The following is a 21,186-nucleotide window of genomic DNA, read 5'->3' on the forward strand; positions in this document are numbered from 1 at the left end:
ACCTACTTCCCGGAAAAAGGCGCCGCCAGGTTTTGTGGATTCACAAAAAATGGGGCCAGTTTTGGCATAGCTTTCGATTCACCGGCTATCCTTCTGCAGGTGCCGGTCGATCACTTTTGCCATTTCGTCGGCCGGATAGGCTCCTTGTAGGGCCACGCCGTTAATCAAATAAACTGGGGTCCCGGTGAAGCCAAACTCTGTGAATTCGCCTATGTCGTCACTGATGCGTTTTTCGATCTCTAGGGACTTAAGGTCTTTCTCCAACCTTTTCCAATCCACCTTGAGGGCTTTGGCCGTGGTGCGAATAAACTCCAGGTTTGTCATCTCCCGTTGTTTTTCAAATATCTGATCGTGAAAGGTCAGGGCCTTGGCCTTATCTTGTCGGGCAATGGCCTCAAAATACTGAGCTGCGGGAAAGGCCAGCTCATGAAACTTCAAAGGCATATGTTTGTAGATGATACTGATTTTGTCGGCGTAGCGTTTTTTGATTTCCTTCAGTGAATAGTAGCCCCTCTGACAAGCCGGGCACTGGAGATCCCCATACTCCACTATGGTAATTGGGGCCGAGGCGGAGCCAAAAACGATTCGGTTCTTGTCAATGATGGGCTCTTTGGGAGAAATAAAGTCCTTTTCGATCTCTGTGAGGGCTTTCTGGTTTTCCCTCTCCCTGGCCTTTAGCTGCTGAGACTGAACAGCTTGGTTGACCGTGGCGACGAATTTTTCCGGGTCATCTTCTATGGCGCCAAAAACCAAATCCGGGTTCTCACGAATCACCTGCTTGATTTTCTCCTTAGAAGGTGAGCAACTTGTGACGGTCAGACCAAACAGCAATGCATATCCTAATTTTCGCATAAAGATCCCCCTTCAGGGGTGGCAGCCCCTGTTACACGGTTGTTAAGTCATTCATTTTATTCTCTGATTAGCAGCGCCCTTTCTTGGTCGCTTCAATGGTCTTCATGATATCGGGAACCGGGTAACACATAATGGGCTCACCTTCCGTTTTTCCCTTGGCAGAAATCACCACCTGCGAGGGCCAATATCTTTCTGCCAATAGAGTGAAGCCAAAAACTAAAATACCCACTCCCACAAAACTCATCCAGGCCTGCACCACTCTTGGCCGACGGTAGTGGGCCAAGGCAGCAATGCGATCTTTTAGAGCCTGTTTAGGACGCAAGGCCGAAGCGACAAATGGAATGGGAATCGACGGCGTCAATCCCGCCCCCACCCAGGCCAATGCACTTGCCAGTTGGCTTCTTTTGGCGCCCCCTCGGGTTACGGCTATCTCGTCGGCTGCCATTTCCTGAACTCGATGCATTTCTTTGCCCGCAATCCATAGCAGGGGAACAAAAAAGAAGGCACATTGGTGCAACCACAGGTAAAAGTTCCACCAGTGATCACCGTTTTTGAGATGAGCCAGCTCGTGGGCGAGGGCTGCACGGACCTCATCCTTCGACAGTTTGTTGTCCAGGCCAACCGGTAAAAGCAACTTGGGTGACCAAACTCCTGCGATGGCAGGACTTCCAAGGTTATGCACCATTAAAACCTTTGGCAAACGCCTCAATTCTAAGTCATCAGCGACCTGCCTCACAACCAAGTGAAGCGATTCATCAGCAAGACAGGCGCGGAGTAGCCATTTCCGGAGGCGAAAATGATAGGTTCCCAGGCCTAATATCGCAAGCGACAGCACTGGCACTCCCCAAAGGGCAAACAGCAAAAGGCCATCTTCCTGCTGTGCCCCCTGCCCCATCGAAGGGAGAACAGTCACTGCAGCCCCCAGCCATTGGGGACAAAGAGGAGACAGTTCCTTCACACAAGAACTCACCCATTGGGACTGATCCGTCCAAAAAAGTAAAAGAGGCAAGGGAATCAAACTTGTGCGCCAGATGAGGGACTTGGTGTTGGGAGAAGTGCCCGACGTCCATCGCGAAAAAATATAAAACAACAACAAGATAACATTGCCAAGAATTGCCACCTGAACAAGGCCCTGAAAAAGGGATTGACTCGTCATCATTGTCCCGCCTCCTTTTGTTCATCGTTTTCATATCTGGCAATGAGTCTTTTAAGTTCAGCCAACTCATCCTCATCCAGCTTGACCTTTTCATCTGACAGATAGGCCAAAAAGGGCGACACATAACCACCCAGATTCTTCTCTACAAAATCCTTCACTTGATGGCGCAAGACCTGGGACTTCTTCTGACAGGTCTTATACATGAATAAACCCCCGCTCTTCTTCCGGCTCAAATATCCCTTGGCTCGCAGACGGTCCATCACCGTTAAGATCGTGGTCCGCGCCAATCCGTGACTCTGAGCAAAGGCCTCCGCCACCTCGCGCACTGAAACCGGCTCCCGATCACTGATAAGACCCAATACTTCCAGCTCTTGCTGACCTAGACTCGCCTTTGCCATCAAAACACTCCTGTCTACGATTGTCGTCACCCATAGACTACGGATGTCGTCAGTTTCTTTAAAGTCCAGTTTTCGTAGCGCTGGCCCCCAAACACCCGTGCCAGAGGATGTAAAATAATTGACCAATCCCAAATAACTCGACAATTTCCAACCGCTTAGCGTCCCTCTTTGGCACCCCAGGTGGTCTAATAATTGAAGGTATGAAACAATGGGGATGGTCCATTGACCAGAGGTTCTCGCACATGACTCGGGGGAGATTAGGACAACTTGGTGGACTCTTTATCAGCCTTTCCCTGGCCCTGGGATTCTATGTCAATTGCGACCAAATGGGCCGCGTTCGCTCATTAGAATCCCTCAACAGCAACAGTAACAATCCACCACCCGGACCACTGCCTCCCAACGGCCCCCCACCCCTGCCGCCAATTGATGATTCGATACAAGACAAGATCAACCAGGTCACCCGCGGCCCTTATTTGCAAATGTCCACCTCCCATTCAATTGTCATCAGGTGGCGCACCAGCAACCCGACCCGGGGGCGTTTGCGTCTGGGCCCGGCTCCTGACCGCATGGTTCACGAGTTTGAAGAATCGCAGCCCTCCCGTGAACATGAAGTCCTTGCGACGGGACTACGCGAAGCCACTCGTTACTTTTATTCGATTGGCAGCGAGTCTGGAAGATTGGCTGGCCTCAACGATCAACATTATTTCGTGACTCACCCAATAATCGGTACTGTAAAGCCCACACGCATTTGGGTGTTGGGGGATTCCGGAACCAAGGATGCCAATGCCCGCGCCGTCCGCGATGCCTATTACAGCAAAACGGGTAATCAACACACAGACCTGTGGCTCATGCTAGGAGACAACGCCTACACTGATGGTACCGATACTGAGTTCCAGGCGGCGGTCTTTGATATGTATCCTCGTATGTTGAGAACCTCGGCACTATTTCCCACTCGCGGCAATCACGAACGGGACGACAGCCCCTACTATCAGATTTTCACCATGCCCACCAAGGGCGAAGCTGGAGGGCTTCCGTCAGGAAGCGAAGCCTATTACTCCTTCGACTACGCCAATATCCACTTTGTCTGTCTCGACTCCACAGGCAGTAGTCGCTTACCCACCAGCGCTATGGCCAAATGGCTCAAAGATGATCTGGCCAATAACTCGGCATTGTGGACCATCGCCTATTGGCACCATCCGCCCTACAGCAAGGGATCTCATGACTCCGACAGCGAAGGTGCCCTGGTGGAGATGCGTGAACACTTCCTCCCCATTCTCGAAGACTACGGGGTTGATCTGGTCATGGCGGGCCACAGTCATTCTTACGAGAGGTCTGTGCTCCTAGATGGCCACTATGGAAATTCATCCTCTCTGCGCAGTAGCATGATTCTCAACACTGGGGATGGCCGGGCCAATGGAAATGGCGCCTACCAAAAAGATCATCTGGCTCACAAGGGCGCTGTGTACGTGGTTGCCGGTTCCTCGGGAAAGGTCTCTGGTGGCTCCTTGAATCATCCCGTCATGAAGGTTAACTTAAGAGAATTGGGGTCGCTCATTCTGGAAATCAATGGTAATCGTATGGACACCACTTTTATTCGCGAAAATGGCGACTTTGATGACACGTTTACAATTCTCAAAAATTCAACTCAACAAAGAGCTCCTGCCGACACTGAGTGACCGCATTTTGACCTGCCTGGGTCTACTTCTAACACTCACCTTTGGCTCGTTTGCTCTCGCCCATGGCACCCTCCACAGCCAGTTGGAACCCATCAATGAAAAGATCAGCAAAAACCCTCAAGCCTACTTTCTTTTCTGGCAGCGAGGTGAGCTCTATCGTGAACATGAGGATTTCGACAAAGCCTCACAGGACTACCAAAAGGCGGAACAACTGCAAGCATTGGCCTTGGAGCAAAAACACCGCCGACCTCTCAAACTCCTGACAGAGATTGATCTCAGTTGGGCTCATTTGTACATGGCAACTGATAACCCCAAGTTGGCGCTCCAATCTGTGGACAAGTACCTGCAGCGTCCCGACCTGGAGAAAGACGAGGCCGAATTAGAGAGGCGAAAACTCTTGCTGCCAACTGCTCACCTGATTCGCGCGCGAGCCTTGCTCATGATTGGCAAAAAAGACGAGGCCATTGAGCAGTACCTGCACACCCTGGGCACAACTCCTCGACCCAATCCTGATCTCTACCTTGAAGTGGCTCAGGCCTACGATGAAAAGATCAAAGACCCGGAAAAGGCTCTGGCCTTGCTAGATCAGGGGCTCGAAAAGCTCGGACTTATTGGCAGCCTGCAAGATCTCGCCATCACCATTGAGATGAATCGGGGTCATCACCAGCAGGCACTCGACAGGCAGCTCCTCCTGCTCAATCAATCGCAAAGAAAGGAAACCCGACTTTTTCAGCGAGCACAACTTCTCCAGCAGGCAAAACGAAAACAAGAGGCCAGAGCCACCTATGAACAGGCACTGCTCACCATAAACAGCCTACCGATTCATGTCCGCCAGACCATGGCAGTTGTCGCATTGAGAAAATCTATTAAAGAACAATTGCGCCAAATGAGCAAAAAGAAGAAAACTAAGAAAAAGAAGGCAACCAAGACATCCAAAAAGGGTAAGTAGGCATTTGAATCTAACCATTCTTCTTCTTTATCTTTTAGGTCAGTTTGCTATTTGCTATTACATTTCGAAACGCATTGAATCTGAAGATGACTACCTGGTCGCCGGCCGAAAACTTCCCCTCTACATGATTTCCATTTCTCTTTTTGCCACCTGGTTTGGAGCCGAGACCTGTATTGGATCTTCGGCTGCTGTCTATGAATCCGGCATTTCCGGGAGTCGGGCCGACCCTTTTGGCTATAGCCTCTGCCTGATTCTTTCGGGCCTGCTCATTGCCCCCCGGCTGTGGAGCAAGAAATACTTCACTCTTGCCGATCTCTACCGGGACCGTTTTGGCGATTCCACTCAGAGTCTCGCCACCTGGATCCTGAGCCTCTCCTCTCTGATCTGGGCTGCCGCTCAATTGCGGGCATTTGGTCACGTGGTGTCGGCCACCACCGACTTGCCCGTGAACCTTACCTTGTTTTTGTCCTTCTGTTTTGTTCTCGCCTACACCACTCTGGCGGGTCTGATGGGGGACGTGATCACCGATGTGATTCAAGGAGCAATTATCACAATCGGTCTTTTCGTCCTTCTCTATCTAGTGCTTTCCCAATCCGGCCCTATTGGTGATTTGCTAATTGCACAACAAACTGGGGACCGACTGTCACTGATCGCCCCCAATGAAACCTGGTGGGAAAGAGCGGATCGATGGGCCATTCCAATTCTTGGTTCACTTGTTGCCCAAGAAATTGTTGCCCGCATCTTTGCGGCCAAAAGTCGTTCTGTTGCCGTCATCGGCTGTTACAGTTCAGCAGCCATATACCTGGTGGTCGGCAGTATTCCGGTGGCCTTGGGACTTATGGGTCCCCACTTGATTCAAGTTGAGGGCGACTCAGAACAGTTTCTTATCTTACTGGCGCAAAAGTATATGCCTTGGTTTCTCGTGCCCGTGTTTGCCGGAGCTTTGATCTCGGCCCTCCTCGCCACCATTGATAGCATTTTACTTTCCGTGGGTGCGCTGGTGGCTCACAATGTTTTGATACCGGCTTTGAAGGTCACAGAAGAAAATAAAAAGCTCCGCCTCAACAGGACTGTTGTGGTTGTCGCCGGAGTAGTGGCCTATGTCATGGCCATTTACTCGGAAGGGATTTATGAACTTTTGGAAACTGCTTCTTCCTTTGGCACTTCGGGCATTTTGATTATCACGATTTTAGGCTTGTGGTCGAAATGGGGCTGTAATCGAACTGCGACTGTGACTCTGATCACAGGCCTGGTTGCCACACCTGTCGGTGAGTACATATTCAAAGTTCCCTCGCCATTTTTAGTGAGTATTGCCGTCTCGTTGATGGTCTTTTTTGCCATGTCCCTGGTTAAACCGAAGGCGGCTTCATCCCCATCTTAGGAATGCGCACGGTTAAAAGGCCGTCTTTGTATTCCTTGGTGACCGCCTTTTCCACCGCAGGATGATCTATGTCAATCGCCTCGCGATAGGACTGGTAGTTGTTGGTGGTGACCTTATGATCCCCTTCTTCAATCTGATCCTCATAGCGCCTGGTGCCCGAGACGACCAGTTGGTTTTCTTTTACCACCACGTCAATATCATCCTTTTGGCTCTCAGGAATCTGCACCTCTAGAACATAGGCCCAGGGACTTTCTTTCAAAACCGAAGGCGCTGATTTCAATCGGTAAAAAGGGTCGTCTTTCTTGTCCAAATACTTGCCCGAGGAATCCAGCAATTCCTTTTTTTGACTCTGAAGAGCAGAGAGCAATCTGTCCTTCTGACCTTCGATAATTTCCCGGTTGGTTCGCTCATTGTAATCAAAGGACTTTTGGAACTCCGACTTCTGATTGTGCAGTTCAGCCCGGTAAAGATTCTCATTATCCTGCATCTGCTTTTGATGGCGGGCTAAAGCCTCTTGCTTCTCCTTTTCCTGGATTTGCCGTTGCTGATTCAGTTGGTCCTCGTGAGCGACCTTCATTTGTTCTAACTGCTGGCGATTGTATTCCTTTTGCTTGCTGACTTCGCCTTCACCACGCTGATGAATGGTTTTGATTTCCGTATCGTATTCACCTCGGAGCCTTTCTCTCTGGACGACTTCCTTTTCTCGTTCAACTTTCATGGCGTCTTGGTGCTGCTCCTTCATGGTGTGCAGTTGTTCCTCGCCTTGACGCTGCTGACTGTGGATTTCATTGGACGAGCGCACCCGCAGGTCCTGGAGGGTTTTGTTGGCCTGCTCCCTTTCATTTTCATAGACCACCTGGTTCTGGTCACGAAGAGTTTTTAGTCGTTCCTGCCCCTGTTGTGAGAATTGGGAGTATTGTTCCTCGTGGCGCTGCCGGGCCTCCTGGATCTTCTTCTGCTGGGAGGTGTGGAGGCGCTTGATTTCTTCACTTGAGGTCCGGTTAACCTCCTCACGCTTTTTCTGCGCATTGGTCCTGGCCTCTTCAATGCTCTCGGCAGAATAGGCCTCAATCTTTTTGCGTCTCTGGTTTTCATTGTCCAGGATGTTTTTGGTGTTCTCCCTCTCCTGATCGACCAAGCGGTCCCGTCTTTCGCGGGCCACACGAACGTCACGACCGACGGCTTTTTCGCGAGCCTGATGGTCCTGTTTTAGGTTGTCCAGCCGAGCAGTTCCTTGGCGTTGGACCTCTTCATAGACGCGCGCCTGGCGCTCCTTTTCACTGCGTACCGCGTGCTCACTTTGCACCCGGGTATTGGTGACTTTGGCGTCCATATTTTTGCGGATGTGATTGACTGAGGCTTCCCCGCTATTGCGAATGTCCTGCTCACGCTCCCGGTAGGTCTCCCGCAAGCGGGCCATATCCTGCTCGTTTTGTTCCATCACTTTCTTGCGACGCTGACGGTATTGCTCCTGCAATAGCTGGAGATCTTGATTTTGACGAGCCTGGGAGCGACTCACTTCAGACGACATCGATGATCCCCTTCCTAGGAATCCTAATGTTCACGGGCGAATCCTTCACCACATTGTATCCAACACTTTGATTATACCACCAGTTATGGATTCCCGGCCCTCAGGTCGCGGGCTCGCCTGAGGAACTAGTCCTTGGCTGGGCTCCCGGCTCCAGGGCATCTTCGTTGTCCGCTCTTTCCTCTGGTTTAAGGCACAAGGGGGCAAATTTTGAGGTGTTGCCCCAACAGCGCCAGGACTGGACGATTTGAATTCTCTCTCCGGGATCCAGAGGGTGATAGGTCGGGTATTGGAGATCATCAAAAGTAGAACGTACTAACCTCTCCGTTCCCTTCTCCTCATTGAATATTCGCAGTTCGAAAGCACGATACTCGGCGAAGGCCGCAAAGGGCTGAAGGGACAATAACAAGCTCAAGAACCATGTCGGTGTTTTCATCATTGATTTATCGGAGAGACCAGGACTGGACTAAAGGCAGGAGCGCCCCAGTAATCATGACTAGACCTAAGACTGGATTCTACTTGGCACAGGTAGAGAATTTAATGGCGAAAGGAGGAGTTGGCCAAGACCGTATTGTCCACAATATGGAAATAAGTGCGGACGACGATCTCATATTCCTCGGGCTCCAACCTCTGGAGGAACACCTGACGGTCATAGGAGGTCGGACAATCCATGAACTGGGAAAATAGGTTTTGGATACGATCCATATTTGAGAAATTGAAAAAATCCAGCTCTTCCGTGGGGTTCCTGAGGATATCGGCGATGGTCTCGTTGTCAAAAAGGGCGTGAATACCACGCATAGACTGGCTTAATAGAGTCTCAATTTCTTCCAAAGATGCATCGTCAATTTGTTGCAAGAAAACCAACCTTTCCGTGGTCAGGTCTCATTTGAATTTCATAAGCTTTTGAAAGGCCTTGCAAGGGAAAACCGGGGAAATTGACATGACCTGTCGCCCTTCTTAAAATTGAATAAGAGGCATGGCCTTGTTGTGGGTTGTTTCACAATGAGACGCTGTCCTTTAGTCGGGACCATGATGGCTCCCAAAGGAAGGTAGAAAAGCTGATGTCGGATAAGGCCAATCGGCAAAAAGCGGAAAGCAGCGAAGCCAACGGAAACAAGATCGTTATCGATGAGGCCAATGGATTGGTGTTTGCCTCTGAGGACGATCTTTATCAGCACTTCTTTAAGGAGATTTCCGTACTTGAGGATGAGTTCTTTCGTCTGCGCCGGGAGAATATCGACTTGCCTGAAAATGACTTTTCACTTTTTGAAAAGAATCTGAGCCCCACTCTCGAAGATCCGGACGAAGTCTGGGAAGATAGGGAAACAATTCCTGGCCAAGTGGTGATGATTTACTTAAAAGAGTTTCCAGAACAAGCGTCCGGCGAAGATGGCCGCGAACCCACTCGCGATGAGTTTTTGTTCCATGTGGCCCTTTGCTATATGACCGCTAATGTGCCCAGCTTTGTCTACCTCCACTTCCCCTCAAAGGACATCGACCTCGTGGAGCAGTATTGTCGGGGTGAGTTGGTCTATGATCGCAGCCTCAAGGATGTTCCTGCGGGTGCTATTGACGGAGATGCTCTAGCCGAAGGTGATGAGTTGGCCAAGGGGCTTTACGAATCCATGCTCAAAGTTCGCGCTGACAGAGATATCCATGAAGAAGAATTTAGTGAATTCGCTCAACTGCGGGAAGAAACCGTCGAAGAAGCCGACGAAATTTGGCGAGCTGCCGACTCCATGGGCAATGTCCTCGTGACCTTTGTTAAGGAGTTTCCTGACGAATTGGATTCCGGCGAAATGTGGTACGTGGTCGTCACTCTCGAAGACCAACCTTCTTCAAGCCATGCCCTGCTGTTTTCCTTTCCCTCACTCGATCGCAGCCTGATCGATCGCTATCGCCACGGAGAAAACCTCCAGGCCGAAGAAGTCGTCCAAGAATCCAGCCACTAAAACACCAACCTACTTAATTGTTGCTCGCAGACTCACGATTTTCCTCTTGAGCGTCCGGCCTCCTGCGATCAATACGCTTAAACCTCAAACATGTCTATGGATCCAGCCTGTTGTGTCAACCGAAGATTGATAAGAAGTGAAGGCAACTTATGTCTATTCGGCTCTTATGGAAGGTAATTCCTAGCCCAGATAATTGATGTTGCTCCCGATCTCCTCATTGCGTCCCTGACCCTGGTTAGGCCTGCATGTTCGTTAGGTCCTTATCGGGAAGAGTCCGACTCTTTTTATCTTCCTTCTGTTGACACGGATTTTGTTTTTCTATGCACATTTATTCATAATCGCCCACATTTGCCTGGCATTTCGGTTAGCTAGGGCCACTGCCGCGACATTGAACCCCTTTTTCTCTACCCACATTAAAAGCTTACTTTGTTCCTGAGTGGGATATTGCTTTTCACTAAGCTAGCGAGTCTGGCTCGCGCTCCCTGGATCAGCATAGTTCTTAAGCCAATGTCTCCATTTTTCGTTATGCCTCCAAGCCTTGTCCGTCCTCCACTCGAATATTGTCGTGGAACTAGACCTAGGTGAGCAGAGACCTGTCTTCCATTCCTAAAATTACTCGGGCTGCTTATTGTCGACAAAAATCTTGAGGCCACCAGAGGTCCCACGCCTGATATTTCTTCGATAGCCTTGCGGTAGAAATGGCTTTCACTACAGTAATCCCGGATCTTTTTTTCGAGCTCTTCAGCCTTTAGGTAATGGTTACGGCACTCAACGAAGAGTTCATAAATCTCATCTCTTATTATCCCACTGAGTGATGACTCGGCTTCTTCTAGGACCTTGGGAATAACTTTAAAGAATTTAGCCGAACTCGTAGGGACTAAAATGCCAAATTCAAACAGGAATCCCCGGATTTGGCTATTGAGAGCTTTGTAGTCCCTGAGTCTTCGATCTCGCATTTTGTGTAGACATTGTAACTCTTGTTGCCACGGGGATTTTACTCCTACAAAAGAGCACCTGGCCTTCGGCTAGCCTCCAAAATAGCGCGAGCATCATTACGGTCATTCTTCTGGTGGCTCGCATAAGGCTTTACGTGCTGAGCTGAAATACGAGACGCATGATGTCCCATTTGATTGAGGCGCTGGCAAAGCCAATTTGAACCGGCACAAGACTCCATAAATATTTTCACCGGCTGATGGTTAGCCAAAAAAGAGAGGAGTTTCTTTCGATTAAAAACTTTGTCTATTATGACGCGATTTTGGCTATCTACGCCATAAACGTGGATTTTCTCCTTTGCAATATCAAGTGCGATCGTTGTAGTTGTCATTGTGGATCCTCCTGGTTTTGCATAACGGCTGTTTGGAGCCAAAAAATACCCGATTTATGCTTTTAAGGGTATTCCAGGCTGGATCCATTTATTGCGTCCGGCAGCAGCGCTCTCGCTCAGAGCGCAGCACCAAGCCGAACTCGGTTTTAACCATATTGATCCTCCGGAGTCCGCCCCCTCACCCTCGAAAACTGAATACTGCTTTAGGCCCTTCTCGATTGTTGATCCACAAAACCGTGGCTCGCCTTTATCTGGGAAATGGTCCGATTGCCGAGCCATTCCCGTGAATCCGAATCCTCCGCCGTCGCGCAGGGTGGGAGGCTGAGTGACCGAAGGGAATAGGCTCAGCCGAACGGGGTGCGGCGGCCTAGCTGACGCACTCCGAAGACGCGCCTGCGGCCGAAAGGCGCGTGAGGATTTATGGAGAATGGTCGGCAAAGGACCGGCTTCCCAGATAAAGGATTTTGTAGATCAATAGCTGAAGGGGTGGGTTAGGCGGCTTCTTCGTAGAGTTCGTTGACGATGCGGATGAGCTCCTGGGCACGCAGTGGTTTATTGAGCAAGCGGTCAGCACCCAGGCCATAGAGTTCCTGCTCGGAGACGTTACCGAAGCCAGTCATCATGATCACACCCTTGGGGCGCGGAACCTGGTTTTCACGAAAGGCGAGAAGAATATCAATGCCACTGCCGTCAGCCATGCGAACATCACTTACCAAAATGTCAACTTCACCACTGGAAATATAAGTCAGAGCTTCTCGTCCTGACCCCGCCTGCCCCACTTGATACCCCTGGGCTTCAAAGTACCCGGCGATGGCTTCGCGAAGAAAAGGCTCATCATCCACCACTAAAACGTGAACGTCGGCTTGGATGACCTTGGACTTGTTTTCTTGCACAGACATTCCCCTGAAAAAAGTCACTCATTCAATCAAGATCTTATCGGTGCCCAATGTCCATACCCACAGCGGGTTAACGCAAATTTAAGCCTTGATGATCGAAATGAAACGTTTTGAATGACTCAAAATTAGAGGATTGATTGCAGTCTATTTTGGTACTGACTGGGAAATTACTTACGAGTGATGGAGCGAATTTCCCCCATCACAAAACGAAGACGACCTTGGATGTCTTCCAATTGATCCAAGTTGGCCTTCATCTGCGCCAACACATCAACCTGTTCACTCTGCGCCTCAGGGATTTCATGATAGGCGGGACGGACAAAGTGAGTCGCCACAACAGACTGAGGTTCGAGCTCAGCACCGCTGGCCATGGCTTTTGTAGTTTCTAGCGACTCCTTAAATCCCATCTTGAGGGCTCCTTTTACATCTTCTCGGCGGCGGGAATCCCGCTCACACCCTTGATCTTAGCGACCGGGTTTCAAAACCAAAACTTAAATTACCTTACAAATTATCGGGACACGAGGGTCTAGTTCCACTTTGGAACTTTTTCATCTCAATGCCCATCTCCTTCCATCTCGTCAGTACTCACAGCGAAGCGAATCCAAATCGTCCTTGCCCGGGGTCCGGCGTAGAGTTCCGCTGGACAGGGTGACCGCCATTACACTGCCCTTGTCACCATTGTGAGAGAGGCCCATCACGTGACCAAACTCGTGAACCATCAGGCTTTCCATATCAACGCCGGAAAAACTCTCGGCTCCGTCCCCTCCGTAAAAGGAGAAGAATTCACCATTGATGCGAATGTCGGCTTCGTAAATGCGGTCCCCTGTCCAATAAACAGTGGTACGCGCCTGTTCGGTCCGCCGATCGTCTTCCCATTGGTTTAACCAATAGATCATCGAGGCGCCATCACGTTTGGGAATGTTGTCGCCACTGACTCCGGTTAGTTCGATTCTCATCATTTCGCGACCCATGGCCCGGTTCCATTGGTCCACAGCCAATTCAATTGAGGAATAGTACTGAGTGGGAACGGAGGCATGAATATAGAGCTTCACCGGCATCCGGTCTTTCCAGGACACCCGCTGCATTTGACTGTTCTGTACGAAATTGCAGGGCTCTTCTGGCTCAAGCTTTCGTCCACAGGCCTGTATGAACAGAACCGTCATTAATAGTAGTCCGCCCGTAACGAGCTTTCTCCGCATGAAACTCATCCTCCTGAATTCAATCATCGCAAGAACGAGGCCTCGGCGGATCATCGACGGATATTTTTATCTATTTGGAATTATTAATGAAAGTTCCATGCGTAGAGGCTTTTGACAGGGCCCCTGGTGTCTCCCCATTTTTGGCAAGTCTCAGAATCTCCCTTTGAGACATCATAAGTATCTATAATTATTTAATTTTTTTTCTGTCTCAGTTTTAAACAGAGGCCAAGGCGCCCAGTGGCATAATCTGAAATTGTCACCCCGATAAGTTTGCCTAAGTGGCGTTTTGCCTCTCCCCCAAATTTTACCCGGTATGCTCAAACCACCGTGATTTCGAGAAGAGCTTGATTTTGGGGCCAAAAAGCCCCCAAAACAGCTGGCCCCGATCTTGCCCTTAGGTCTAGGTGTGTGACCTTCCGGCTCCACCACAATCGTGGGACCCAACGAGCCACTCGACCTTTCCAAGATAGACCTACCTGCTTAAGGGGGGGAGCAAAGCTCCCCACCTCCCGCCTTTTTTCTGCCCCCAACAAAAGAAGAGGACGACCATAAGGCCCACTCATGGGGCCTCCAAAGGCCTGCCAGAAGCTCGAAAATGACCTGTACGGGATTCTAATGACCACAAAGGGCCGTTTTTTCAGTTCATAGAATAGCGGTAGCCCACACCACGTACGGTCTCAATCGAAGGAGCGTACTGAGCCAGTTTCTTGCGTAGAGATGCCATGTGAACGTCAATGGTCCGATCGGTGACATTGAGGTTGCCAAGAGCTGTTTCCCGCAGGCGATCCCGGGTTAATACCTTGCCCTTTTGGCGAAGTAGCTCCGTCAGGATTCGGAATTCGGTCAAAGTTAGGTACACTTCACTGCCACTAAGCATGACCTTGTGAGAGCGAAGATCCACGACAAGATCTCCGTTTTCCAGACGCTCAACATCGTCGGCAGGAACTCGACGTAGAACCGCCCGCACACGAGCCGACAATTCTTTGGGAGAAAAGGGCTTAACCACGTAGTCGTCAGCTCCCAACTCCAACGCCGCCACCTTTTCCTCTTCACCGTCAAGGCCGGTCACCATGATGATCGGAATATCAGAGAAATTACGATTCTCACGAACCACGCGAATGATTTCCACTCCGCTTTTGCCGGGCAAACTGTAATCAAGGAGAATGATGTTAGGGGCAAATCCCGACAGGACCGAAATGATATCGTCCCCGTCTTCCACCCCGCGCACTTCAAAGCTCTCATCACTCAACACAGAGATGAGATAATCGCGAACGTCCTTTTCATCATCGACCACAAGAATTTTTGCTGAATTCATTCTTACCTGCCCAGGGCCCGCATTTCATATCCGAGCAACTTGGTTCAACTCAATTACATACCTACTAAACCCCACCGAAGCAATGGGAAGCTCCTAGGCGCACGAGTCTATATTATATTTTCTAAACAAACCGTCTTGTAACCAAGTCTCGTCGATTGCACAAGGGGATAGGGAAAAACTTAACATTTTCGCCCCCTTGACTCAGCGTCAGGGCGATCCAGATCAATTTTCCAGTGGCCGTGAGTTGCGATCAACCATTACCCCTATTTGGTCAATACTGATCAAGATCAATTCATAGAGCTGGGAGAGAGTGGGGATGAGGTCCTTTTGCTGACCCTGCCCTCCCCCCTGTGGGGCTAGGTAATTGCCTGAAATAACAGGCGTAATTTCCCCCAAGGCATTTGGCAAAAAGGCTTGAATTTACTCTCAGCGACGAACATAATCGCGCCTCGCGGAGGAACCCCATGGAACTAGTGATCGAACCGACGACGGGTGGAGCCATGAATCAAGAGAGAAAGACTGTGAATCGCCAACAACTGCAGGGGCAAATTCAATCTAAGGGTGAATTGATCTTTCGTTCGATGGAAGGGGAATCCTCCTCCGTCTTCAATCGCGATTGGTGGTACGGGCGGATCATGGATTGGAGCATGAAGAACGAGCAATTCAAGACGCAAATGTTCCGCTTTGTGGATGTTCTTCCCTATCTCAATTCGGGCGCAGAAGTGGCTCGCCACCTAAAAGAGTACTTCGCCGAAACTGATGGCAATCTGCCCTCGATTTTTAATTTTGGTTTGGGTATGGGCTCGCTGGCCCCCGCCCTCCTGGCCGGAGCAGTTCGTAAGAATGTCACGCAAATGGCCAAGATGTTCATCACGGGGGAAACACCTAAGGATGCTCTCCCGGCACTTAAAAAGGGCCGCAAGAACAATATGTGCTTCACCGTGGATCTACTTGGCGAAGCCACATTGTCTGAAAAGGAGGCTCTCGACTACCAGCGCCGCTACATCGAACTCATCACCTGGCTGGCCAAAGACGCTGAAAAGTGGCCGAAGAACATTCAAATTGACGAAGACGCCCAAGGCGACATTCCCAAGGTCAATGTGTCGGTTAAAGTGACGGCCCTCTACTCGCAAGTGAAGGCAGCGGCTTGGGAAGAAACTGTGGCCACTCTTAAGGAGCGCCTGAGGCCCATCTTTTATTTAGCCAAAGAACACAATGTCTTTGTCAACATCGACATGGAACAGTTCGACCACAAAGAGCTCACTCTCGCCGTATTCCGTGAACTTTTGATGGAGCCTGAGTTTAAGAGTTATCCCTATTGGGGGATTGTCATTCAGGCCTATCTCCGGGATTCACTCGAAGACACCAAATCTCTAATTGAATTTGCCAAGCAGCGCGGAACACCCTTTACCATTCGTCTGGTGAAAGGTGCTTATTGGGATTTTGAAACTATCTTTGCTCAACAGAGAAACTGGGAAACACCCGTTTACCTCAATAAACAGGAATCAGACTGGAATTACGAAAACTGCCTGCAGGCACTGCTTGAGAACTACTCCCATATTCGTGTGGCTGCGGCCTCTCACAATGTGCGATCTCTTGCCGCCGCCATGGTGATGGCCGAAGAGTTAGGCCTTGATAAAAAGGCCATTGAGCTGCAAATGCTCTATGGCATGGCCGACCCAATCAAAAAGGCCTGCATTAAAATGGGCTATCGCGTGCGGGAATACGCCACTGTTGGTGAATTGATTCCGGGAATGGCCTATTTGGTGCGAAGACTCTTGGAAAACACTTCCAATGAGTCCTTCTTGCGCTCAAAATTTGCTGAAAACGTGTCCACCGAGAAATTACTCAAAGATCCGAGTGCCGACCTTAACCTTACTGATGGCAGTGTGAAGAAGGGCCAAGGGTTCTTTAACGAACCCCTTTATGACTGGGGCATTGCCGGCAATCGCCAACAGATGAAGGAGGCTCTTGCTCAGTGGAAACAAAATCTCGGCCAGACCTATCCTCTGGTGATCAACAACAAAGAGGTTAGGACCGAAAGCTCTCAAGACAGTCTCAATCCTTCCCGCCCCAATGAGGTGATCGGCAAGGTCGCCCTAGCCAATGCGGAACAAACTGAGGCAGCAGTTGCGGGAGCCAAGGCCGCATTCCCTGGTTGGGCTGCCACGCCGGTGGTGGTGCGAGCCGAGTACCTGGACAAATTGGCCGATGTGATGGCCCGTGACCGCTTTAAGCTGGCAGCACTGGAAGTGTTGGAAGTAGGAAAAACCTGGAGTGAAGCTGATGGTGATATCACTGAAGCCATCGACTTTTGCCGCTACTACGCTCAGGATATGCGCCGCTTGGATAAACCACAGAGAGTGGGACACGCACCGGGTGAAGTGAGCCTCTATCATTATTTACCCCGCGGAGTGGCTGCCGTGATCGCGCCCTGGAATTTCCCTCTGGCAATTTTAACTGGAATGGTGGCGGCTGCCATGGTCACCGGAAACACAGTGGTGATGAAGCCGGCTGAACAGAGTCCAGTGATTGCTGCGCAACTGATGAAGCTGCTGTTGGAGATCGGCGTCCCGCCTGGAGTGGTGCAGTTCCTTCCCGGTATTGGTGAAGAAGTTGGGGAAATTCTCACCGGACACAAGGATATTGATCTGATTGCCTTCACTGGTTCGCAAAAAGTAGGACTTCATATCGTCAACAAAGCCAGTGTAACCCAGCCCGGACAAAAGGGTGTCAAACGCTGCATCATTGAAATGGGCGGAAAGAATGCCTTGATTATTGATTCAGATGCCGATTTGGACGAAGCCGTTGGCGGGGTTGTGTACTCGGCCTTTGGTTTTCAGGGACAAAAGTGTTCTGCCTGCAGCCGGGTGATCGTGTTGGAAAGCCAATATGAACGCTTCCTTGATCGACTGATCGAAGCCACCAAGAGCTTCCATGTTGGTGATGCGGAAGACCCCAAGACTTTCATGGGACCCGTTGTGGATGAAGAATCCCAACAGCGAATTCTGCGCACCATTGAGGAGGCTAAAGCTTATGCCGAGATTGCCTTTCAGGGTGAAAAACCCGCTGAAGGCTACTTTGTTGCTCCAACGATCTTTGTTGGTGTTGATCCCAAATCCAAGTTGGCCCAGGAAGAGATTTTTGGACCTGTCTTGGCGGTGATTATGGCCAAGGATATGGACCAGGCCATTGCAATTGCCAACGACACGGCCTTCGGACTGACTGGTGGTGTTTATTCGCGCAGTCCTCTGCACATTGAAAAGGTAAAACGCGAATTGATGGTGGGTAACCTCTACATCAACCGCGGCATTACGGGCGCCATGGTCGATCGACATCCCTTTGGCGGCTTTAAAATGTCAGGTGTGGGCAGTAAAACCGGTGGACCGGACTACTTGCTCCAATACCTGGAGCCTCGGGTGATCACGGAAAATACCATGCGCCGTGGGTTCGCCCCGCCTGAAGAGGAAAACACCTAAGGTCAGTGGCCTTAGGCAGCCCTGTTATCGTCCAATGGGTTTTCCTCACTGACTTGTTGGTGAGGAGGCTGGTCTGGTCGAAAATAAGTGAGGACCAATAGGACAGCTCCAGTGATGAGACCTGCGGCCTCGCCCCCCAGGTGCGCGGTGTAGGCGATGCCACCAAATTCTGCCAGGGAACCGAGGTAGCCACCCAAGTCTGAGGTTGACCAAAGAAAGAAAATGATCCAGGCCGGAACATAGACAAATCCCGAATAACCCTTTACGGGAATAAACAACCAATAGAAACAACGGACCGGAACGCGCCAATGCAAAAAACAAAACAGTGCCATCAAGCCACTCACTGCGCCACTAGCGCCAATCAAAGGTGCACTGGACGCACCGTTGATCAATAGGAAGGTCCCCGCGGCCACCATGCCGGAGCCAAGATAGATAACGGCTACAGCCAGCCCCCCCAGTATAGTTTCTAGGTAGCAGCCAAATATGAAAAGAAAGATCATATTGAATGCAAAGTGGAGAAATCCACTGTGGACAAATTGATAGGAGACCCAATGATCCAATCCAATATGGTTGACGTTCAACCCTAAGACATAACTAGGATGACGATCCTGGATTTCCCGCATTTCCTGCACCTTGTCCAACCACCAGCCACGAGCCACCTGATCGCCCCTAAAGGGGTAGTCAGGAGCTTCCTTCATGAACTTTTCATTGCGGAGGGCGAGGTTGCCCAAAAGCTTAACTTTTTCCTCGTCCCCACTTAGCGCTCGTACAGAGAGTTCACGCATAAACGGAGTATAATGGGCCTGATGATCACCAATGAACTGTGCATAAAAGTTTCCCTGGGAGACCACATAGTAATTGTCTTTCATGGTCTCATCCAAGGAGGCCTGAGCAGACACAAGATCATTGAGGGTGGCAATCATCACGAATGCATTAATTATGAAAATTAACCAGGTGATCGGACAGTCCTTAAAACGGAGCACTCCGTTGAGATAGGGAAGTATCATTTGCCCTTAAACTCCCGCTGGAGGACCTTAGTCACCACGTCAAATTCCGAATTTGCGCTGGCCGGGCTGCGCTGGTTTACCTGAGGAATCAGGTTGGGCTTATATTGCTTCAACAAAGACCAGGCTTCTTGTTTTTTTCCCAAATGATAGGCCGAGATAATGACCTGCTCTTCCATCATGGAGTCCCAATAAACGCCCGTTCCCATATTGCGGGAAATCTCAAAGGCGGTTTTATAATCACTCAACAAATAGTAACCACGGAACAGGCGATACCCCAAGCGCCGCCAACGGAGATCTGGTTTTTCCCGCTCCCAGTCATTGCGAAGTGCTTCCAAATCCTCAGACTTGGACGCCCAAGAAATGATCAAAGCCTTGGCCTCATCCCGAAAATCCTGGTCCGCCTCTTTGTTGTTAATCAGCTCCCACAGTACCTGTCGGCCGTCCGAGATTTGCTTCTTATCCCACATAGCCAGGGCAAAGAGCAGCCGACGGGCATGGGTAAGAGGAATTTGCCGAGACAGCTCTTCATATGCACGACCATAGCCCTTTTTGCATTCATTTTGTTTTATGTAAGTGAGAGCCACCTTGGAATCGACCAAATACTCGTCAGAATCCTCGACCGCCTTCTCCAGAATCTGACAGCTACGGGAACTCACGCCCTGACAACTCTGCTCCACTTCCTCGTAGCATAGCCAACTGGCGAGATCCACCCTCTCCGTTGGACCCATGGTTTCAAAAGCCACAGAGGCGGCGGCTCGGGCCTCTTCCATGCGGCGCATTCCCCAGTAGACCTTTGCTCGTTGCATTCCTAAAAATGCGCCCAGCGAGCGCCGCGGTTCGATCTTCTCCAAATATTGGGTCGCCTGTTCAAATTCGCCCCGCTTAACAAAGTGGCGAACTGCCCAAACCAAGATGTAGTGTTCATTGGTCTTATTGAGGGAGTCAAACAGCCTTCCCACCTCCGACCACTTCTCTTCCGTCCACAGCGTGACGATCTGGCTCATCTTACAGCTGTCAGAGTCAGGAGACACCTCACACACTCGCGCCAAATAGCGATCTGATAACTCAGCATTGTCGGCATGAACAAAGGACTGTGCCAAATAGGCCAATGGTGACTCTACTCCTTGACGGACCAATTTCAAGTCGACCTCAGCCCCCAGGCAGGACTTGGCGACCTCGCCCGCAGCAAACAATGCCATCGCCACCTGGAGACGATCCGGATCATCATCATCGTCGGCCGGCCAATCCTCAACTGCCCTGCCGACTGATTTGCAGAGGCTGCCTTCCTCTTCCAGAGAACTTACAAGGGCATCCTGGCTTTTTGATTTCATATAGAGGTCAAACGAATTGAAGCTCAACAACACCAGAGCAAATACCGCGAATGCGGCAATTACACCATGAACGAAGGATGCCTCGATCACGCCGGGCGAGCGAACTCCCCTGTCTTTAAGAGTGATGACGACCGTGTCGGCAACACGATCATGGAGAGGCCGCCGCTTCTCGTTCGCGAAAACTGCAAGGTGAGGAACGAACCCGAGGATTGAATCAAAAAGCCAAAAGACTGAGCGGATCAAGGAAGCTGAAAATGTGGGTCGACGATGTTTCCACAGTCTTTCCACCCGCAAGCCCCAAAACATTTTCCCGAGAGTCGCTCCAAACAGCCACACCATGAGTGTTTGATACAAAACAACCACCACACCGCTGGTGAGAATCAACAATGCAAGGTACAAAATGAAATCGGTCTCGTCCTGGAGAATCAGTGCTTTCATGATCCCTTTTTTAAAAGGAGCTGCAGCTAATGTGGAGATGGGAAGAATCACCAAAAAGAAATCAACCACCGCCGCTGCCAGGCGGTCCAATGGAGAAGCTAACTTGAGGGGATGATGACGGTGTCTGGTGGGACCCGTGTTCTCCGCACCCTCTTCCCTTGAGGAGTCATTTTTAAAGTTGGGATCTTCAATAACCATCAGTCATTTATCGGCATTTTAGAGACCAATAATGATTGAGAAATGTCTTATGGCTAACAAAAATCTTGCTTAGTGAAATGGTCTGGAACTCTGGCTGGAAGGGTCTTCCA

At 50.3% G+C, this 21,186-nt stretch carries 18 protein-coding genes; 5 read left to right on the top strand and 13 right to left on the bottom strand.

Annotated features, from left to right (window positions below):
• Window positions 1-78: 78 nt before the first annotated feature.
• From H6624_14500 to H6624_14510, 3 genes are all read right to left on the bottom strand, one after another.
• On the bottom strand, window positions 79-852 hold the full coding sequence (locus H6624_14500; GenBank protein MCB9085554.1) for a DsbA family protein: 774 nt from the start codon (window positions 850-852) through the stop codon (window positions 79-81).
• Between the two features lie 67 nt (window positions 853-919).
• Entirely contained in the window at window positions 920-2,011 is a 1,092-nt protein-coding gene (locus tag H6624_14505; GenBank protein MCB9085555.1) for a M56 family metallopeptidase, read from the bottom strand.
• Window positions 2,008-2,406 carry a BlaI/MecI/CopY family transcriptional regulator gene (locus H6624_14510; protein ID MCB9085556.1) on the bottom strand — a complete coding sequence of 133 codons (399 nt, stop codon included), beginning with the start codon at window positions 2,404-2,406 and terminating at the stop codon, window positions 2,008-2,010. Before H6624_14510 ends, H6624_14505 begins: the two co-directional genes overlap by 4 nt.
• Before the next feature lie 326 nt (window positions 2,407-2,732).
• On the opposite strand from H6624_14510, the gene H6624_14515 reads away from it, so the two are divergent.
• Genes H6624_14515 through H6624_14525 form a run of 3 tightly spaced genes read left to right on the top strand, consistent with a single transcriptional unit; the run spans window position 2,733 to window position 6,412 of the window.
• Window positions 2,733-4,082 carry a metallophosphoesterase family protein gene (locus H6624_14515; protein ID MCB9085557.1) on the top strand — a complete coding sequence of 450 codons (1,350 nt, stop codon included), beginning with the start codon at window positions 2,733-2,735 and terminating at the stop codon, window positions 4,080-4,082.
• Window positions 4,021-5,031 carry a hypothetical protein gene (locus tag H6624_14520; GenBank protein ID MCB9085558.1) on the top strand — a complete coding sequence of 337 codons (1,011 nt, stop codon included), beginning with the start codon at window positions 4,021-4,023 and terminating at the stop codon, window positions 5,029-5,031. Before H6624_14515 ends, H6624_14520 begins: the two co-directional genes overlap by 62 nt.
• Window positions 5,032-5,035: 4 nt before the next feature.
• Window positions 5,036-6,412 (top strand): sodium:solute symporter family protein, encoded by a 1,377-nt coding sequence (locus H6624_14525; GenBank protein ID MCB9085559.1) that lies wholly within the window; start codon window positions 5,036-5,038, stop codon window positions 6,410-6,412.
• On the opposite strand, the gene H6624_14530 is transcribed toward H6624_14525, so the two are convergent.
• Together H6624_14530 and H6624_14535 are read right to left on the bottom strand one after the other, a co-directional pair.
• Window positions 6,381-7,943 (bottom strand): Hsp20 family protein, encoded by a 1,563-nt coding sequence (locus H6624_14530; protein ID MCB9085560.1) that lies wholly within the window; start codon window positions 7,941-7,943, stop codon window positions 6,381-6,383. The two genes, H6624_14525 and H6624_14530, sit on opposite strands and share 32 nt — an antisense overlap.
• Window positions 7,944-8,477: 534 nt before the next feature.
• Window positions 8,478-8,795, bottom strand: a complete 318-nt coding sequence (locus H6624_14535; GenBank protein MCB9085561.1) for a hypothetical protein — start codon at window positions 8,793-8,795, stop codon at window positions 8,478-8,480.
• Window positions 8,796-9,001: 206 nt separating this feature from the next.
• Between H6624_14535 and H6624_14540 the strand changes: the two genes are divergently transcribed.
• Entirely contained in the window at window positions 9,002-9,892 is an 891-nt protein-coding gene (locus H6624_14540) for a peptidase (GenBank protein MCB9085562.1), read from the top strand.
• A gap of 413 nt (window positions 9,893-10,305) precedes the next feature.
• On the opposite strand, the gene H6624_14545 is transcribed toward H6624_14540, so the two are convergent.
• From H6624_14545 to H6624_14570, 6 genes are all read right to left on the bottom strand, one after another.
• Window positions 10,306-10,848 carry a transposase gene (locus tag H6624_14545; GenBank protein ID MCB9085563.1) on the bottom strand — a complete coding sequence of 181 codons (543 nt, stop codon included), beginning with the start codon at window positions 10,846-10,848 and terminating at the stop codon, window positions 10,306-10,308.
• A 44-nt stretch (window positions 10,849-10,892) separates the two neighbouring features.
• Window positions 10,893-11,216, bottom strand: a complete 324-nt coding sequence (locus H6624_14550) for a transposase (GenBank protein ID MCB9085564.1) — start codon at window positions 11,214-11,216, stop codon at window positions 10,893-10,895.
• A gap of 491 nt (window positions 11,217-11,707) precedes the next feature.
• A complete protein-coding gene (locus tag H6624_14555; GenBank protein ID MCB9085565.1) occupies window positions 11,708-12,115 on the bottom strand; it encodes a response regulator in 408 nt (135 codons plus the stop codon).
• A gap of 164 nt (window positions 12,116-12,279) precedes the next feature.
• The gene (locus H6624_14560; protein MCB9085566.1) at window positions 12,280-12,516 is read right to left on the bottom strand and encodes a hypothetical protein; all 237 of its coding nucleotides are present in this window, start codon (window positions 12,514-12,516) and stop codon (window positions 12,280-12,282) included.
• A gap of 171 nt (window positions 12,517-12,687) precedes the next feature.
• Window positions 12,688-13,308: a matrixin family metalloprotease gene (locus tag H6624_14565; protein ID MCB9085567.1), complete on the bottom strand. Its 621-nt coding sequence runs from the start codon at window positions 13,306-13,308 to the stop codon at window positions 12,688-12,690.
• Between the two features lie 637 nt (window positions 13,309-13,945).
• On the bottom strand, window positions 13,946-14,623 hold the full coding sequence (locus H6624_14570; GenBank protein MCB9085568.1) for a response regulator transcription factor: 678 nt from the start codon (window positions 14,621-14,623) through the stop codon (window positions 13,946-13,948).
• Between the two features lie 500 nt (window positions 14,624-15,123).
• Here H6624_14570 and pruA point away from each other — a divergent pair, with 500 nt between their 5' ends.
• Window positions 15,124-18,102 (top strand): L-glutamate gamma-semialdehyde dehydrogenase, encoded by a 2,979-nt coding sequence (gene pruA, locus H6624_14575; GenBank protein ID MCB9085569.1) that lies wholly within the window; start codon window positions 15,124-15,126, stop codon window positions 18,100-18,102.
• 11 nt (window positions 18,103-18,113) lie between these two features.
• Here pruA and H6624_14580 read toward each other — a convergent pair whose 3' ends face one another.
• Together H6624_14580 and H6624_14585 are read right to left on the bottom strand one after the other, a co-directional pair.
• Window positions 18,114-19,109, bottom strand: a complete 996-nt coding sequence (locus H6624_14580) for a rhomboid family intramembrane serine protease (GenBank protein ID MCB9085570.1) — start codon at window positions 19,107-19,109, stop codon at window positions 18,114-18,116.
• The gene (locus H6624_14585) at window positions 19,106-21,076 is read right to left on the bottom strand and encodes an RDD family protein (GenBank protein MCB9085571.1); all 1,971 of its coding nucleotides are present in this window, start codon (window positions 21,074-21,076) and stop codon (window positions 19,106-19,108) included. Before H6624_14585 ends, H6624_14580 begins: the two co-directional genes overlap by 4 nt.
• Between the last annotated feature and the right edge of the window lie 110 nt (window positions 21,077-21,186).

The sequence above is a fragment of the Pseudobdellovibrionaceae bacterium genome, assembly GCA_020635075.1.
GTDB lineage: Bacteria > Bdellovibrionota > Bdellovibrionia > Bdellovibrionales > UBA1609 > JADZEO01.